Here is a 15,908-nt window from a genome sequence, read left to right on the forward strand (position 1 = left end):
CCTAGGCCCGCTCCGCCGGCGCCGCCGCGACGACGACCGGATGACGGTCGTCGTCGGGCGGCGTCCAGCTGGCCGGGTCGGCGGTGGTCTGGTCGCCGGAGCGGATGTCCTTGACCTCGCCGGTCCCGTCCGCACCAGGGAACCAGACGAACGGGATGCCGAGCCGGTCGGCATGGCGGATCTGACGGCCGAACTTCGCGGCGGTCGGCGCGACGTCGCACGGGATGCCGCGTGCGCGCAGCGCGGTGGCCACGGCGTCGCTCGCGGGCCGGTGCTCCTCGTCGGTCACCGCGACGAGGACGGCGGTGGGGACCGCGCGGGAGGCGGTCGCGAGGCCGGCGCCGAGCATCCGGGCGACGAGCCGGGAGACGCCGATCGACAGCCCGACCCCGGGGTAGGTGGTCGCGCCGTCGGAGGCAAGATCGTCGTAACGCCCGCCCGAGCAGATGGAGCCGAGGTCCTCGTGGCCTTCGACGGTGGTCTCGTAGACCGAACCGGTGTAGTAGTCCAGGCCACGGGCGATGGACAGGTCAGCCACGACCACTCCCGGGACGCGGCCGGCGGCCGCCTCGACGAGCGCGACGAGCTCGGTCAGCCCCTCCTCGAGGAGCGGGGTGCTCACGCCGAGGGCGCGCACGCGCTCGGCGACGGCGGCGTCGTCGCCGGTGATGGCAGCCAGCGCCAGCGCCTGGCGGGCCTGCTCCGGGGTGGCGCTGGCCTCGCGCTCCAACAGCTCGGCGACCGCGTCGGCACCGACCTTGGCCAGCTTGTCGATGCACCGCAGCGTGGCCTCGACGTCGGTCAGGCCGATGCCGGTGTAGAAGCCCTCGGCGATCTTGCGGTTGTTGACGGCGATGCGCACCGGCGGGATGGGCAGCGCGGCGAGGGCCTCCGCCATCACCAGCGGCAGCTCGACCTCGTAGTGGAAGGGCAGCGTCTCGCGCCCGATCACGTCGATGTCCGCCTGGTAGAACTCGCGGAACCGGCCGTCCTGGGGTCGTTCGCCGCGCCAGACCTTCTGGATCTGGTAGCGCTTGAACGGGAAGACGAGCTTGCCCTGGTTCTCCAGCACGTACCGGGCGAGCGGCACGGTGAGGTCGAAGTGCAGCCCGAGGCGGCGGTCGGAGCTGTCGGCGGCGTCGTCGTCCTGCAGCCGGCTGACGAGGTAGACCTCCTTGGAGGTCTCCCCCTTGCGCAGCAGCTCCTCGACCGGCTCGACGGCCCGTGTCTCGATCCCCGCGAAGCCATGGAGCTCGAAGGTGCGACGCAGGACGTCGATCACGTGTGCTTCGATCGCGCGGTCGGCAGGGAGCCACTCGGGGAATCCGGACAGGGGGGTAGGTCGGGCCATGGGCCAGATCCTGCCACGCCCCCGCGCTTCAGCGCTCCTGGCGCGGCCGTAGGTCAGCGCATCTGGGCGAGGAACGGGTTGGTGGCGAGCTCGCGCGCCATGGTCGTCGCCGGGCCGTGCCCCGGCACGAGCACCGCGTCTGTCGGAATGGTCGAGCTCAGCCGCCGGAGCGTGGCGGCCATCCGTTGCTCGTCGCCGCCCGGCAGGTCGCAGCGGCCGATCGACCCGGCGAACAGCACGTCGCCGGTGAGGACGAGCGGCCCCTGGTGGGCGGCGAGGCCGACCTCGGCGAACGCCGCCCCTACCAGCTCCAGGTCACCGTCGAGGCGCCACACCGTGCTGCCGGGCGTGTGGCCGGGCGCAGCCGTGGCGGTCAGTCGAAGGCTTCCGACCTCGAGCTCGTAGCCCTCCCCCACGGCGACGACGTTGCTCGGCTGCTGCCACGGCCCGACGTCGTCGGCGAAGGCGGCGATCAGTGCCGGTCCGAGGTGCCGGGCGGGGTCGGCGAGCCGGTCGGCGTCATCCGCGCCGATGTGGACGGGCGCCGGCCCGGCCAGCTCGGCGCAGTCCCAGAGATGGTCGGCGTGCCCGTGGGTGAGGACGACGGCCCCGATCGTCAGGTCGTGCTGCGCCAGCGTCTGCCGAACGGCGTCGGCGACGCCCGCTCCGGGGTCCACCAGCACGGCCGGCGCGCCGGGACCGGCTGCGAGGAGCAGGGTGTTGGTGGCGAAAACCGGCGCGCGGTGAGCGATGATCATCATGACCAGAGCCTACGAGCCGCTGCCCGTCCGAGGGTTTCGGTGGTCGAAGGCACACCTCGGCGCCCGATCCCTCTAGACTGTCCGCGATCGTCCGTCGCCGTGGCCGACGTCACGCCACCACCGACCCGGAGGGCTTGTTGACCCGCAGTAGCAGCCAGGAGCGCGAGTACCAGCGCCGGCGCCAAGAGAAATGGGATGAGCGGCAGCACCGGCGGCAGGCGCGACGCCGCCAGGTCGTGGTCGTTGTCGGGATACTTCTCGTCATCGCCGCGGTGGTCCTCGTCCTCGTCCTCAACCAGCCCGACGACGGTCCTGCCGAGCCCGCCGCGACGCCGACGCCCGACGTCGTCGCACCGACGGCCGAGCCTGACGAGGTCGCGCCGCTACCGACCACCGATCCCGAGCTCTACGACACCGTGCCCGACCCGGCCGGTGCCGAGGGCCGCACGTGGCAGCTGACCCTGGAGACCAACCAGGGCCCCATCGGTGTCGAGCTCGACGGCGTCAACGCGCCGCAGGCCACTGCCAGCTTCCTGCACCTGGCGCGCGAGGGCTTCTACGACGGCACCGGGTGCCACCGGCTGCTGCCGGACGCGCTGCTGCAGTGCGGCGACCCGACGGCGACCGGCACCGGCGGGCCTGGCTACAGCTACGGACCCGTAGAGAACGCCCCGGAGGACGACGTCTACCCCCCGGGCACCCTGGCGATGGCTCGCCAGGGCAATAACGGCGAGTCGATGGGGAGCCAGTTCTTCCTCGTCTTCGCCAGCGTCCCACTGCCGGCCGACCAGGCCGGCGGATACACCGTCTTCGGTCAAGTCACCGAAGGGCTGGACATCCTCCAGCAGGTCGGCAGCGCGGGCACCGTCCCGGGCAGCGAGCAGCCGACCCTCCCTGTCACCATCGAAGGAGTGACCATCTCGTGAGCGAGCACCCCACCCCCCGTCCCGAGGACCCCGAGCCGACGGACGGCGCCGATACGGCAGCCGGGGCTCCGCCGGCAGCGCCGGAGGCGACGTTGCCCCCGCCCGAGGAGGTCACCGCTCCGATGCCGGAGGACACCGCAGCGACACCGCCCGCTGAGCCGACCCCGGTGCCGGCCGAGGTTGCCGCGACCACCGAGCCGGCTGCTGACGCTGCACCAGCCGCCGCGGCTGAGCCAGCCGCTGCGGCTGAGCCGGCGACGGAGGCTGCGCCGGTGACCGAGCCGGCCGCTGAGGCAGCACCTGCTGGCGAGCCGGCCGCCGATGCCGCACCGGTCACCGAGCCCGCACCCGCTGTCGACGCTGCATCGGTGACCGAGCCGGCCACCGAGCCCGCACCCGCTGTCGATGCCGCACCGGTGACCGAACCCGTCGCCGAGGCCGCACCGGTGACCGAGCTGGCCGCTGAGGCAGCACCTGCTGGCGAGCCCGCACCGGTGACCGAGGCGGCCGCCGAGCCTGCACCCGCTGCCGAGCCCGCACCGGTCACCGAGCCGGCCGCCGAGCCCGCACCGGTCACCGAGCCGGCCGCCGAGCCTGCACCGGCCGCTGAGCTCGCACCGGTCACCGAGGCGGCCGCCGAACCCGCACCGGCCACCGAGCCGGCCGCAGAGCCCGCACCCGCTGTCGATGCCGAGCCGGCACCCGCACCTGCGCCGCGCCCGGTCCCCAAGCCGAGCGCGCTGCCCAAGCCGAGCGCCGTGCCGCAGCCGCCGGCCGCCGGGCCCACTGCCGTCGCGGCGCCGGCCGCGACCGTTGTCGCTCCGGTCGACGACGCCAAGGAGGCAGCCGAGGCTGCCGCCTGGGGCCGGGTCGACCCCGATGGCACCGTCTGGGTGCGTGAGGCCGCCGGCGAGCGGAGCGTCGGGCAGTACACCGGCGCCGACAGCGCCGAGGCGCTGGGCTTCTACGTCCGACGGTTCCTGGAGCTGCAGGCCCAGGTCGCCCTGCTCGAGGCACGGCTGCCTCAGCTGGCCGGCAAGGAGATCGACCAGACGCTCCAGACGCTCACGGAGAGCCTCGCCGAGCCGGCCGCCGTCGGCGACATCGACGGACTCCGGGCGCGCCTGGACACCGTTCGCGAGCAGGCGGCGCAGCGCAAGGCCGAGCTCACCGCGGAGCGGGAGGCGGCGCGCGCGGAGGCCCTGGCGCAGCGGACCGTGATCGTCGAGCGTGCCGAGGCCATCTCGGCGCTCGACCCGGCCAAGGTCCACTGGCGCTCGAGCGGGGAGGAGCTTCGTACCCTCCTCGAGCAGTGGAAGGCGGCGCAGCGCTCCGGGCCACGCCTGACCCGATCCACCGAGGACGCGCTGTGGAAGCGGTTCTCCCGCGCTCGCACCACCTTCGACCGCAACCGCGGGCACTACTTCTCCGAGCTGGACGCCCAGCAGGGCGAGGCCAAGCGGATCAAGGAAAAGCTGGTCGTGCGGGCCGAGGCGCTCTCGAGCTCCACCGAATGGGGACCGACGTCGGCCGCCTACCGCGGCCTCATGGACGAGTGGAAGGCCAGCCCGCGGGCCAGCCGCAAGGACGACGACGCTCTCTGGGCGCGGTTCCGCGCCGCGCAGCAGGTGTTCTTCGACGCCCGCAACGAGCAGAACGCTCGCACCGACGCCGAGTTCGCGGCCAACCTCGAGGTCAAGCTTGCCATCCTCGAGCAGGCGGAGCGACTGCTCCCGGTCAGCAACCCGGAGGCCGCCAAGGCCGCACTGCGCCCCCTGCAGGAGCAGTGGGAGGAGGCCGGCAAGGTCCCGCGCGCCGATGTGCAGCGCGTCGAGGGCCGGATGCGCGCCGTCGAGCAGGCGGTCCGTGACGCGGACGAGGAGCGCTGGCGCCGCTCCGACCCGGAGAAGCAGGCCCGAGCCGAGGGGATGGCAGCCCAGCTCCACGACTCGATCGCCGAGCTCGAGAGGGAGCTGGCGACCGCCGAGTCCAACGGCGACGCCCGCGCGATCAAGCGGGCCGGTGAGGCGCTGGACGCTCGCAAGGCGTGGCTCGCCCAGGTGCTGCGCGCCACCGACTGACCGGTACACCGAACGGGTGAGGCCCTCGCCGGGTGCGGGGGCCTCACCCGTTCGCGCTGGTCCACCCCTCGCCGGGCACGACGACGTGTCCACAGCAGACCGGTACCTGACCCCGGTCACCACCGGCGTTGTAGCAGACTCCTCGGCATGCCCGCCGCGTTGACCTGGTTGCGTCCCTCCCCCGTCAGCCCGCTCGCGGTGCACGCCACGGACGGGCCGTGGTTCGCGGGAGCGCGGTTCGACGGATTGCTGCAGCCCACGACGGACGGCGGCCTCGCCGCGGCAGACCTGCTCGCGTCCCCGGACGGCAGGGCCACGGCACTCTCCGGATCGATGCCACCGGGCACCGTCGTGGCGCGGCTGTCCGCGGTGTGGATCCACACCGGGCGCCACCGCCCGGAACGGCTCGCGCTCCTCGTCGCTCCGACCGAGCCCCGGGGCCGCCACCACGGCAGCATTCACCGGCAACGCTACGACCCGGCAGACGTCACGCACATCGGTACGGTGCCGGTGACGACCCCGCTGCGCACCGCCGTCGACCTGCTCTGCTTCGACTCGGCACCGCGCGCCGGGCCGGCGGTAGGGGCGCTCATCCGTGGCGGGCTCGACCCGGCAGCCATTCTTGCCCAGCTGGCAGACCCGCGCCGCCGGCTCCCGGTGGCACGTGCGCGCCGCCGGCTTGCCGCGGTGCGGGTCTAGCGGGCCTGCTCAGCGTCGCGTGCTGCGCGGGCACCGGTCGTGCGGTAGACGTCGAACACGCCGTCGATCCGGCGCACCGCGGACAGCACGTGGCCCAGGTGGGAGGGCTCGGCCATCTCGAAGACGAACTTCGACAGTGCCACCCGGTCGCGGCTGGTCTGCACCGTCGCCGAGAGAATGTTGACGTGGTTGTCCGACAGCACCCGGGTGACGTCGGACAGCAGCCCGGCCCGGTCCAGCGCCTCGACCTGGATCTGCACGAGGAACGAGCTCTGGGAGTGCGAGGCCCACGCGACGTCGACGATCCGCTCGGGCTCGTGGCGCAGGCTCTCGAGGTTGGCGCAGTCCGACCGGTGCACCGAGACTCCCGAGCCGCGGGTGATGAAGCCGACGATGTCGTCGCCGGGCACCGGCGTGCAGCACCGGGCGAGCTTGACCCACAGGTCGCCGGGCGCCATGCCGTTGACGGTGACGCCCGGGTCGCCGCCACGCGCGCGGGGTCGCTGCTCGCCGGGCATGGTCGCCTCGGCGAGGTCTTCCTCGGTGGCCGACTCGCCGCCCATCGACTGGACGAGCCGCTGGACGACCGTCGTCGCCGCCACGTTGCTCTCACCGACCGCCGCGTAGAGCGCGGAGACATCGGCGTAACGCATCTCGTGAGCGAGTGCGGTGAGCGTGCCGTGGGACATCAGCCGCTGGATGGGCAGGTTCTGCTTGCGCATCGCCTTGGCGATGAGCCCCTTGCCGGCCTCGACCGCCTCCTCGCGGCGCTCCTTGGTGAACCACGCCCGGATCTTGTTCCGTGCCCGGGGGCTGGTGACGAAGTCCAGCCAGTCCCGGCTCGGGCCGGCGCTCTCGGACTTGGAGGTGAAGACCTCCACCGTGTCGCCGTTCTCCAGCGGCGAGGACAACGGCACCAGTCGCCCGTTGACCCTGGCTCCCACGGTCCGGTGCCCGACCTCGGTATGGACGGCGTAGGCGAAGTCGACGGGCGTCGCGCCCGGCGCCAGCGCCATGACGTCGCCCTTCGGCGTGAACACGTAGACCTGCGAGCCGGAGATCTCGAACCTCAGCGAGTCGAGGAACTCGCCCGGGTCGGACGTCTCGCGCTGCCAGTCGACCAGCTGGCGCAGCCAGCTCATGTCCGAGCTGTCGATCGACTCGGTGTCCCGGCCGCTCCGGCTCTCGCGGGCAACCTCCTTGTACTTCCAGTGCGCCGCGACGCCGTACTCCGCCCGGCGGTGCATCTCGTGGGTGCGGATCTGGATCTCGACCGGCTTGCCACCCGGGCCGATGACAGTGGTGTGCAACGACTGGTAGAGGTTGAACTTCGGCATCGCGATGTAGTCCTTGAACCGCCCGGTGAGCGGGTTCCACCTCGCGTGCATGGTGCCGAGCACGGCGTAGCAGTCCTTGACCGAGTCAACGAGGATCCGTACCCCGACGAGGTCGAAGATGTCGTCGAAGTCGCGCCCTCGCACGATCATCTTCTGGTAGATCGAGTAGTAGTGCTTGGGCCGGCCGGTGACCCTCGCCCTGATCTTGCTCGTCCGCAGGTCGGTCTCGATCTGGCCGCGCACAGTGGCGAGGTACTCGTCGCGCAACGGCGCACGCTCGGTGACGAGGTGGACGATCTCGTCGTACACCTTGGGATAGAGCGTGGCGAAGGAGAGGTCCTCCAGCTCCCACTTGATGGTGTTCATCCCGAGGCGGTGCGCGAGCGGCGCGTAGATCTCCAGCGTCTCGCGGGCCTTGCGCTCGGCGGACTTCGCCGGCACATACTTCCAGGTGCGGGCGTTGTGCAGCCGGTCGGCGAGCTTGATCACCAGCACCCGGATGTCCCGTGCCATCGCGACGACCATCTTGCGGACCGTCTCGGCCTCGGCCGCCTCGCCGTAAGTCACCTTGTCGAGCTTGGTCACGCCGTCGACGAGCAGCGCGATCTCTTCGCCGAACTCCGACCGCAGCGTCTCCAGCGGGTAGCCGGTGTCCTCGACGACGTCGTGCAGGAGCGCGGCGGCCAGGGTCGACGGCGTCATCCCCAGCTCGGCGAGGATGGTCGTCACGGCCACGGGGTGGGTGATGTACGGGTCGCCGCTCTTGCGCAGCTGGCCGCGGTGGGCCTTCTCGGCCACCGTGAAGGCGCGCTCGATCAGCGCGGTGTCGGCGCGCGGGTGGTTGGAGCGCACCGCGTGCAGCACCGGCTCGATCGCGGGTGAGACCGCCGGTGTGCGGCTGGCGAGCAGCGAGAAGCGCGACCGCATCCGCGGTGCCCGGGCATCCGCCGCCGCGCCGGTCGTCGTCTCCTCAGCCATCCTGTGAGTCTAGGCCCATGCGGACCGCCACGCGGCCCGCTGGCTCTGCCCCACCCGGCAGCGGGCGGGCCTCAGTAGTGCAGCACGCTGTCGAGCCGGTAACCGGAGATCCGCTCCCGACCACCGAGCGCGTCGAGCTCGAGGAGCATCGTCAGTCCGGCCACCGTGGCGCCGGCCGCCTCGACCAGCTCGATCGCCGCGGCCGCCGTCCCGCCGGTGGCGAGGACGTCGTCGATGATGAGGACCCGCGCACCGGGCGCTACCGTCTGCGGCTGGACCTCGAGGCGCGCGGTGCCGTACTCGAGGGAGTAGTCGACGCTGAGGACCGGCCCAGGCAGCCGACCAGCCTTGCGCATGGTGATCATGCCGATCCCCAGGGCGTTCGCCAGCGGCGCCGCGAGGATGAAGCCTCGTGACTCCAGCCCGGCGACCGCATCGATGGCACCGCGGTAGCGGTCCGCCAGCGCGGTGGTCAGGGCGGCGAACGCCGGGCCGTCGGCCAGCAACGGGGTGATGTCGCGGAACTGGACACCGGGCTCGGGGAAGTCCGGCACCACCCGCATGTGGGAGTCGAGCAGGTCGACGAGCTCGGGCGTCGGGAAGGCCGTCATCGCCGGCCCTTCTTGCGCCGCGGCTGGGCGCCCTGACCGCGGTGCTGGCCCGCGACGACGTCGTGCGGGGCAGCGACGGTCACCTGGAGGTCCTCGCTGCCCGAGGCCTTGCGGCGTCGCGCGAGGACGTCCTCGGTGTGCTCCTTGATCTGCGCACCCCGTTCGCGCAGCACGACCTGGAGCGGGGCGGCGAGGAAGACCGAGGAGACCGTGGAGACGAACATCCCGACGAACAGCGCCAGCGCGATGTCACGCAACGTGCCGGCGCCGAGCAGCAGCGCACCGACGAACAGGATGGATCCCACCGGCAGCAGCGACGTCAGCGAGGTGTTGATGGAGCGGATGAGAGTCTGGTTGATCGCGAGGTTCGAGCCCTCGGCATACGTCCGGTCGTGCTGCTCGAGCAGGTCGAGGTTGTTCTCCCGCACCTTGTCGAACACCACGACGGTGTCGTAGAGCGAGTAGCCGAGGATGGTCAACAACCCGATGACGGTTGCCGGGGTGACCTCCCAGCCGATGAGCGCGTAGATACCGACAGTGAGCAAGAGGTCGTTGACCAGCGCCACGAGCGCCGCGGTCGCCATCTGCCAGGACCGGAAGTAGGCCGACAGCACGATCGCGACGAGCACGATGAAGATCACCAGACCCTGCAGCGCCTGCCGGGTGATGTCCTGCCCCCACGACGGACCGATGAAGGTCGAGGTGACATCGGTGACGGGGACCTCGTAGGCCTCGGCGAGTCCCTCGCGGATCTCGGTGGTCTGCTCGGTGGTGAGCTCCTGGGTCTGCACCCGGATCGCCCGCGAGCCGACGGTCGCCACCCGGGCCACCTCGCCGTTACCGAGGTCGGCGACGACGTCGTGGGCGGGCTGCTCCTCGACGTTCTCGGAACCGGTGATGGTGAACTGCGAGCCACCCCGGAACTCGATGCCGGCGTTGAGTCCCTTGACGAGCACGAGGAGCACCGAGATCACGCAGAGCACCAGCGCAATGGTGATCCAGGTCCGGCGACGCGAGACGAATGGGAAGGACCGTTGACCGGTGTGGAGGTCGTTGCCCAGCCCGGAGAGCTTGCTCATCGGCTTTCCTTCCGGTCGGTGCCTGCACTCGCGCCGGCGTCTGCGACGCCGTCGTCGGTGTCGTGCTGCTCATTCTCACGTCGTTCCGCGGCACGCCGCTCGGCGATGCTGCCGCGGCGCGGCTCGTCGGCCGGCGCAGGGTCCGGCACGGACTTCTTGCTCTTCTTCTTCGGACGGTCCGGCGTGGGGCGGCGCTCCACCCGGCCGCGGCCGAGGTACACGGTGCGCGACACCCCGAGGCTCTCGGGGTTGAGCCCGGAGAGCTTGTGCCCCTCACCGAAGAACTTGGTGCGGATGAGCAGCTGGAGCAGCGGGTGGGTGAAGAAGAAGACGACGAGGAGGTCGATGAGCGTGGTGAGCCCGAGCGTGAAGGCGAAGCCACGGACCCCGCCGACGGCCAGGAAGTACAGCACGACGGCCGCCAGCAGCGTCACGAGGTCGGAGATGACGATCGTGCGCTTGGCCCGGTCCCAGCCGTGCTTGACGGCATTCTCCAGGGTGCGCCCCTCCCGGACCTCGTCGCGGACGCGTTCGAAGTAGAGGATGAAGGAGTCGGCGGTGATGCCGACGGCGATGATCAGGCCCGCCACCCCGGCCAGCGAGAGCCGGTAGCCCTGCAACCACGACAGCACGAGGATCGCGCCGTAGACGATGACGGCGGCGAGCACCAGGCTGCTGACCGCGATGAACGCCAGCCCCCGGTACTGCCACACGAGGTAGCCGGCGACGAGCACCAGGCCGATGAGGCCGGCGATGAGCCCGTTGCGGAGCTGCTCCGAGCCGAGCGTGGCGGAGATCTGCTCCTCGCTCTGCACCTCGAAGTTCAGCGGCAGCGAGCCGAAGTTCAGCTGGTTGGCCAGCGTGTTGGCCGACTCACGGTTGAAGCTCCCGGAGATCTGTGCCTCACCGTTGGGGATCACCTGGTTCATCCGCGGCGCGGAGATGACGAGGCCGTCGAGCACGATCCCGAACTGGTTCTGCGGCGGCTGCTGCGCCACGAGACGCCGGCTGGTCTCGGCGAACTCCGTGGTGCCCTCGCTGCCGAACGCAATGCTGACGAGCCACTCGCTCGTGTTGGGATCGATGCCGGAGGTCGCGGACGAGACCTGGGTGCCCTCGACGTCTACCGGGCCGAGCACGAACTTGCCCTGCCCGTCGGAGGAGCAGGAGACGAGCGGCAGGTCCGCGTCGTCGTCCATGCCGCCGACAAGGTTGGCCGGGTCCGTGCAATCGAGGGTGTACATGTCGTAAGCCACCTGCTCGGTGACCCAGTTGATGTCGCTGTTGCTCGTCGGCTCGGTCGCCGGGGTGGTGGCGAGCTCTCCGTCCCCGTCCTCGTCGGCCGCCGCGAACGCCGGGTCGTCCGGCGCTGCGTCGGCGCCCTCGGACTCCTCGCCGGGCGCTGGCTGGGAGGTGTCGATCGGCTCGGGGCCGACCGCCATGAGCACCGGCCGGAACCGGAGCTGGGCGGACTGACGGACGAGGTCGAGGGTTGCCTCGTCGGGGCTACCGGGCAGGCCCACGACGATGTTCGCCGCGCCCTGCCGGGTGATCTCCGCCTCAGCGACACCGGAGGCGTCCACCCGCTGGCGGATGATCCCGATCGCCTGCGAGATGTCCTCGCTGGTGATCTCGAGGTCCTCGGTGGTCGCGTCCTCGTCGATCCGCGGGGTGAGGATGAGCTGGACACCGCCCTCGAGGTCCAGCGCCAGGCCGGGCGAGAAGCCGGGCTGGTCCTCCGGGTCGTCGATGAGCTGCTGGCCCAGGACGATGGAGCCGAACATGGCTACGAGGAGCACGACGAGCAGGACGATCCTGCGCGCGGGTCGGGCGGTGGTCGCCAACGCGGTCTTCTCTCTCATCGGTGGTCGCGACTGCGGTGGCGGTCGGGCCGTGCGGGGTAGGTCAGGCCTGGCGGCCGGCGTCGTCCGGGGTGTCGGTGCGCTCGACCGTGTCAGGGCGCTCGACGGGCTCCTCGGTGCTGGCGATCAGCGAGGACGCGTCGTCCGGCACCTCGATCTGGTCGGCGTCGTCCTCGACGTCGTCGTCCTCGGCCACGACCGCGAAAGGCGGCTCGGTGACCGCGTGGATCGCCTCGCGCTTCCACATCGTCTCGATACCCGGGCTGGACTCGAGGGTGATGACGTCCCCGTCGATGTCGACGACGGTGCCGAAGAAGCCGGAGGCGGTCATCACCTGCTGGCCGAGCTCGAGGTTCGATCGGAGATCAGCGGCGGCCTGCCGCTGCTTCTTTGCCCCACGGGACATCAGCCACATCATGAGTGCGAAGACTGCGATGAGGATGAGGAACTCTGGTCCCACGGTGAAACTCCCTTAACGACGGAACGGCAAGTAGCGAGTCTAGGTGACCCACGCCCCAGATCGAAACCGTGGGTCGGTCAGCCGAACAACGTGCCGTCGGCCGGGCGCGACAGCCCGAGGTGGTCATAGGCGGCCGGGGTGGCGACCCTGCCTCGGGGGGTCCGGCCCATGAGGCCCTCACGCACGAGGAACGGTTCGGCGACCGTCTCGACCGTCTCCGGCTCCTCCCCGACGGCGACCGCGAGGGTGGACAGCCCCACCGGTCCCCCACCGAACCGTTCGCACAGCGCCCGCAGCACAGACCGGTCGAGCCGGTCGAGGCCGAGCTCGTCGACCTCGAACAGGTCGAGGGCGGCGTGGGTGGCAGCGAGGTCGAGCACGCCGGTCCCCCTCACCTGGGCCCAGTCCTGCACCCGGCGCAGCAGCCGGTTGGTGATCCGTGGCGTGCCGCGCGAGCGGGTGGCCAGCTCGCGAGCGGCGTCGGCGTGGAGCTGGGCGCCGAGCAGCCGGGCGCTGCGGTGCAGCACCTGCTCGAGCTCGGCCGGTGAGTAGAACTCCAGGTGGCCGGTGAAGCCGAAGCGGTCGCGCAGCGGCGCGGGCAGCAGGCCGGCGCGGGTGGTGGCGCCGACGACGGTGAACCGGGGCAGCGTCAACGGGATCGCGGTGGCGCCCGGACCCTTGCCGACGATGACGTCCACCCGGAAGTCCTCCATCGCGAGGTAGAGCATCTCCTCCACCGGCCGCGCCAACCGGTGGATCTCGTCGATGAACAGGACGTCGTGCTCCTGCATCGAGGACAGGATCGCGGCGAGATCGCCGGCGTGCTGGACGGCCGGCCCGGACGTCAGCCGCAGGGCGCCGGAGACCTCCGCTGCGATGATCATCGCCAGCGTGGTCTTCCCGAGGCCGGGCGGTCCCGAGAGGAGCACGTGGTCCGGCGCCGAGCCGCGGGCCTGGGCCGCGTCGATGACCAGCGAGAGCTGGCTGCGCACCACTTCCTGCCCGACGAAGTCCGTCAGCCGCTTGGGACGCAGCGCGGCCTCGGCCGCCCGCTCGAGCTCGTCGGCCTCCGCGCTGAGGACGTCATCCTCAGCCACGGCGCGTGCCACCCAGCGTCTGCAGCGCGGCACGCAGGACGTCGGCGACGACCGGGGCGCCGTCGGTGTGGTCGTCGAGCACGGTGGCCACGGCGTCGTCGGCGGCCTTGGCCGACCAGCCGAGCTGGACGAGGGCGTCGACGACGGCGGGCATGGTGCCGGCGGGCTGCGGCGGTGCGGTGGTCCCGTGCGGCGGTCCGAGCCGGTCGCCGAGCTCGAGGAGGATCCGCTGGGCACCCTTGGTGCCGATGCCGGGCACCTGGGTCAGTGTCCTGACGTCCTCAGCGACCAGTGCGCGCCGCAGCGCGTCCGGCTCGTGCACCGCGAGCATCGCCAGCGCCAGGCGAGGGCCCACGCCGGAGACGGTCTGCAGGATCTCGAAGACGTCGCGCTCGTCGTCGTCGGCGAAGCCGAAGAGGGTGAGCGAGTCCTCCCGCACGACGAGCGACGTCGCGAGCCGGGCCGGTTGCCCGACCCGCAGCCTGGCGAGGGTGCCGGGGGTGGCACGCACGAGCATGCCGACGCCGCCGATCTCGACGACGGCGGAGTCGAGGCTCACCGAGGTCACGGTGCCGTGGACGGTGGCGATCACGCAGCTTCCTCTCTGCCGGTCCCGGACCGGGGTGTACAGGTGTACGAACAGCCTAACCGCGACGGCGAGGCGTGGCGGTACGACGCGCCGCCTGCTCCGCCGCCGCCCAGGCGCGCTGGGCGGCCGTAGCGGTCCCGGTGCCGCCGGCGGCGACGGCCGCCAGCCCGGCGCCCCGCCACAGCTGGCAGATGGCCAGCGCGAGGGCGTCCGCGGCATCGGCGGGCTGCGGTCGCTCGGCGAGCCCGAGGATGCGCCGGACCATCTCTTGCACCTGCGCCTTCTCCGCGCGCCCGGACCCGGTGACGGCGGCCTTGACCTCGCTCGGGGTGTGCAGCGCCAGCGGCAGCCCGGCACGGGCGGCGGCGACCATCGCGAGCCCGGCGACCTGGGCGGTGCCCATCACCGAGCTCACGTTGTGCTGGGCGAACACCCGCTCGACCGCGACGACCTCGACGCCGTGATCGGCGACCCACTCGTCGATGCCGGTGGCGATGGCCAGCAGCCGCTCCTCGGGGGGCTGGTCGGGTGCGGTGCGCAGCACCCCGACGGCGACGAGGCGGAGCTCACGGCCCGGCCCGCGCTCGACGACGCCGACGCCGCACCTGGTGAGGCCGGGGTCGACCCCGAGGACGCGCATGGCCACACTCTCTCAGCGACCTCGGACACCGCGCGGACGCCACACCGGCGTCCGTTCTGGACGTCGTCGCAGTCCTCGAGCGCGTCGATGAGCGTGATGACCTTGCGGGCGACGTCGACGTCGACCTCGACCACCATCGAGGGCACGAACTGTGCCTCGGCCGAGTCGTACTCCAGGCCGGCGTCCTGCAGCGCGGTGCGGACCGCGACGACGTCGGTGGCCTCGCTCAGCACCTCGAAGCTCTCCCCGAGGTCGGAGATCTCCTCAGCGCCGGCGTCCAGCACGGCGCCGAGGACGTCGTCCTCGGTGAGCCCCTCGGCCTTCGGCACGAGGACCACACCCCGCCGGTGGAACAGGTAGGACACCGAGCCCGGGTCGGCGAGGTTGCCGCCGTTACGGGTGAAGGCGACCCGGACGTCCGACGCGGCACGGTTACGGTTGTCGGTGAGGCACTCGACCAGAAGGGCGACCCCGCCGGGGCCGTAACCCTCGTACATGATCGTCTCGTAGTCGGCGCCGCCGGCCTCGTCCCCCGACCCGCGCTTGACCGCGCGGTCGATGTTGTCGGCCGGCACCGAGTTCCGCTTCGCCTTCTGCACGGCGTCGAACAGCGTCGGGTTGCCAGCGAGGTCACCACCACCCATGCGGGCCGCGACCTCGATGTTCTTCACGAGGTTGGCGAACAGCTTCCCCCGCTTCGCATCGATCGCGGCCTTCTTGTGCTTGGTCGTGGCCCACTTGGAGTGGCCGGCCATGGATGCTCCTTGCTCTGCGTTGCGCCCCGGAGGGCGACGGTGGACAGGTACTAGCGCGACCCACGCACAAGATCGACGAAACGTCCGTGCACGCGGTGGTCGCCGCCGACCTCTGGATGAAAGGCGGTGGCGAGCAGCGAGCCCTGCTGAACCGCCACGATCCTACCGGTGGCGCCGGCCGTGCTCACCCTCGCAAGCACGTCGACCTGAGGTCCGGCCTCCTCGACCCACGGCGCACGGATGAACACCGCGTGCAGCGGGCCCCCGTCGCCGGTGAGCGCCGGCGCGTCGAGGGCCGCCTCGAAGGAGTCGACCTGGCGGCCGAACGCGTTGCGCCGCACGGTGATGTCCAGACCGCCGAGGGTGCGCTGCTCCGGCCGGTCGGCGATCCGGTCGGCTAGCAGGATCATGCCGGCGCAGGAGCCGTAGACCGGCAGCCCGGCGGCGATCCGGTCCCGGACGGGCTCGTAGAGGTCGAAGGCGTCGAGCAGCCGGATGATGGTGGTCGACTCGCCGCCGGGCAGCACGAGGCCGTCGACCCGGGCCAGCTCGGCAGCGCGGCGCACCGTCACGCCGTGGGCGCCGGCGTGCTCGAGCGCGGCGAGGTGCTCGGGGACGTCACCCTGGAGGGCGAGGACACCGATCGTGGGTCGGCCGGTCACTGGCGGTCTCCCTCGTGGTG

The 15,908-nt window shown here is 71.9% G+C and carries 14 protein-coding genes and 1 pseudogene; 3 read left to right on the top strand and 12 right to left on the bottom strand.

All coding sequences use genetic code 11. The features are described from left to right. Nucleotide 1: 1 nt before the first annotated feature. Together hisS and V2J52_RS02390 are read right to left on the bottom strand one after the other, a co-directional pair. The gene (gene hisS, locus V2J52_RS02385; protein WP_331226056.1) at nucleotides 2-1,351 is read right to left on the bottom strand and encodes a histidine--tRNA ligase; all 1,350 of its coding nucleotides are present in this window, start codon (nucleotides 1,349-1,351) and stop codon (nucleotides 2-4) included. Between the two features lie 53 nt (nucleotides 1,352-1,404). Then, nucleotides 1,405-2,112 (bottom strand): MBL fold metallo-hydrolase, encoded by a 708-nt coding sequence (locus V2J52_RS02390; RefSeq protein ID WP_331226057.1) that lies wholly within the window; start codon nucleotides 2,110-2,112, stop codon nucleotides 1,405-1,407. Nucleotides 2,113-2,249: 137 nt separating this feature from the next. Here V2J52_RS02390 and V2J52_RS02395 point away from each other — a divergent pair, with 137 nt between their 5' ends. The 3 genes from V2J52_RS02395 (at nucleotide 2,250) to V2J52_RS02405 (ending at nucleotide 5,818) form a co-directional block, all read left to right on the top strand. Further along, nucleotides 2,250-3,038: a peptidylprolyl isomerase gene (locus tag V2J52_RS02395; protein WP_331226058.1), complete on the top strand. Its 789-nt coding sequence runs from the start codon at nucleotides 2,250-2,252 to the stop codon at nucleotides 3,036-3,038. Continuing rightward, on the top strand, nucleotides 3,035-5,119 hold the full coding sequence (locus tag V2J52_RS02400; protein ID WP_331226059.1) for a DUF349 domain-containing protein: 2,085 nt from the start codon (nucleotides 3,035-3,037) through the stop codon (nucleotides 5,117-5,119). Before V2J52_RS02395 ends, V2J52_RS02400 begins: the two co-directional genes overlap by 4 nt. Nucleotides 5,120-5,266: 147 nt before the next feature. Then, the gene (locus tag V2J52_RS02405; protein ID WP_331226060.1) at nucleotides 5,267-5,818 is read left to right on the top strand and encodes a hypothetical protein; all 552 of its coding nucleotides are present in this window, start codon (nucleotides 5,267-5,269) and stop codon (nucleotides 5,816-5,818) included. On the opposite strand, the gene V2J52_RS02410 is transcribed toward V2J52_RS02405, so the two are convergent. The 10 genes and pseudogenes from V2J52_RS02410 to pdxT all read right to left on the bottom strand — a co-directional run bounded on the left by V2J52_RS02410 (nucleotide 5,815) and on the right by pdxT (nucleotide 15,888). Beyond that, entirely contained in the window at nucleotides 5,815-8,133 is a 2,319-nt protein-coding gene (locus V2J52_RS02410; protein ID WP_434056365.1) for a RelA/SpoT family protein, read from the bottom strand. The genes V2J52_RS02405 and V2J52_RS02410 overlap by 4 nt on opposite strands. A gap of 71 nt (nucleotides 8,134-8,204) precedes the next feature. Continuing rightward, a complete protein-coding gene (locus V2J52_RS02415; protein ID WP_331226061.1) occupies nucleotides 8,205-8,744 on the bottom strand; it encodes an adenine phosphoribosyltransferase in 540 nt (179 codons plus the stop codon). Then, on the bottom strand, nucleotides 8,741-9,823 hold the full coding sequence (gene secF / locus V2J52_RS02420; protein WP_331226062.1) for a protein translocase subunit SecF: 1,083 nt from the start codon (nucleotides 9,821-9,823) through the stop codon (nucleotides 8,741-8,743). Before secF ends, V2J52_RS02415 begins: the two co-directional genes overlap by 4 nt. Beyond that, a complete protein-coding gene (secD, locus tag V2J52_RS02425) occupies nucleotides 9,820-11,685 on the bottom strand; it encodes a protein translocase subunit SecD (RefSeq protein ID WP_331226063.1) in 1,866 nt (621 codons plus the stop codon). Before secD ends, secF begins: the two co-directional genes overlap by 4 nt. Before the next feature lie 43 nt (nucleotides 11,686-11,728). Continuing rightward, nucleotides 11,729-12,145: a preprotein translocase subunit YajC gene (yajC, locus tag V2J52_RS02430; protein WP_331226064.1), complete on the bottom strand. Its 417-nt coding sequence runs from the start codon at nucleotides 12,143-12,145 to the stop codon at nucleotides 11,729-11,731. 77 nt (nucleotides 12,146-12,222) lie between these two features. Then, nucleotides 12,223-13,242 carry a Holliday junction branch migration DNA helicase RuvB gene (ruvB, locus tag V2J52_RS02435; protein ID WP_331226065.1) on the bottom strand — a complete coding sequence of 340 codons (1,020 nt, stop codon included), beginning with the start codon at nucleotides 13,240-13,242 and terminating at the stop codon, nucleotides 12,223-12,225. Continuing rightward, a complete protein-coding gene (gene ruvA / locus V2J52_RS02440) occupies nucleotides 13,235-13,834 on the bottom strand; it encodes a Holliday junction branch migration protein RuvA (protein WP_331226066.1) in 600 nt (199 codons plus the stop codon). The genes ruvB and ruvA overlap by 8 nt, the downstream gene beginning before the upstream one ends. A 52-nt stretch (nucleotides 13,835-13,886) precedes the next feature. Further along, complete coding sequence (ruvC, locus tag V2J52_RS02445; protein WP_331226067.1) at nucleotides 13,887-14,471, bottom strand: crossover junction endodeoxyribonuclease RuvC; 585 nt, start codon at nucleotides 14,469-14,471, stop codon at nucleotides 13,887-13,889. Between the two features lie 53 nt (nucleotides 14,472-14,524). Continuing rightward, nucleotides 14,525-15,226, bottom strand: a pseudogene (locus V2J52_RS02450) (YebC/PmpR family DNA-binding transcriptional regulator); the annotation flags it as partial. 50 nt (nucleotides 15,227-15,276) lie between these two features. Then, the gene (gene pdxT / locus V2J52_RS02455) at nucleotides 15,277-15,888 is read right to left on the bottom strand and encodes a pyridoxal 5'-phosphate synthase glutaminase subunit PdxT (protein ID WP_331226068.1); all 612 of its coding nucleotides are present in this window, start codon (nucleotides 15,886-15,888) and stop codon (nucleotides 15,277-15,279) included. Between the last annotated feature and the right edge of the window lie 20 nt (nucleotides 15,889-15,908).

The sequence above is a fragment of the Georgenia sunbinii genome, from assembly GCF_036421875.1.
GTDB classification, from domain to species: domain Bacteria; phylum Actinomycetota; class Actinomycetes; order Actinomycetales; family Actinomycetaceae; genus Georgenia_B; species Georgenia_B sunbinii.

What these genes read in the sequence shown, in the direction of transcription:
- hisS (WP_331226056.1), bottom strand. Translation starts at nt 1,351, where the DNA reads ATGGCCCGACCTACCCCCCTGTCCGGATTCCCCGAGTGGCTCCCTGCC.
- V2J52_RS02390 (WP_331226057.1), bottom strand. Translation starts at nt 2,112, where the DNA reads ATGATGATCATCGCTCACCGCGCGCCGGTTTTCGCCACCAACACCCTG.
- V2J52_RS02405 (WP_331226060.1), top strand. Translation starts at nt 5,267, where the DNA reads ATGCCCGCCGCGTTGACCTGGTTGCGTCCCTCCCCCGTCAGCCCGCTC.
- V2J52_RS02410 (WP_434056365.1), bottom strand. Translation starts at nt 8,133, where the DNA reads ATGGCTGAGGAGACGACGACCGGCGCGGCGGCGGATGCCCGGGCACCG.
- V2J52_RS02415 (WP_331226061.1), bottom strand. Translation starts at nt 8,744, where the DNA reads ATGACGGCCTTCCCGACGCCCGAGCTCGTCGACCTGCTCGACTCCCAC.
- secF (WP_331226062.1), bottom strand. Translation starts at nt 9,823, where the DNA reads ATGAGCAAGCTCTCCGGGCTGGGCAACGACCTCCACACCGGTCAACGG.
- secD (WP_331226063.1), bottom strand. Translation starts at nt 11,685, where the DNA reads ATGAGAGAGAAGACCGCGTTGGCGACCACCGCCCGACCCGCGCGCAGG.
- ruvC (WP_331226067.1), bottom strand. Translation starts at nt 14,471, where the DNA reads ATGCGCGTCCTCGGGGTCGACCCCGGCCTCACCAGGTGCGGCGTCGGC.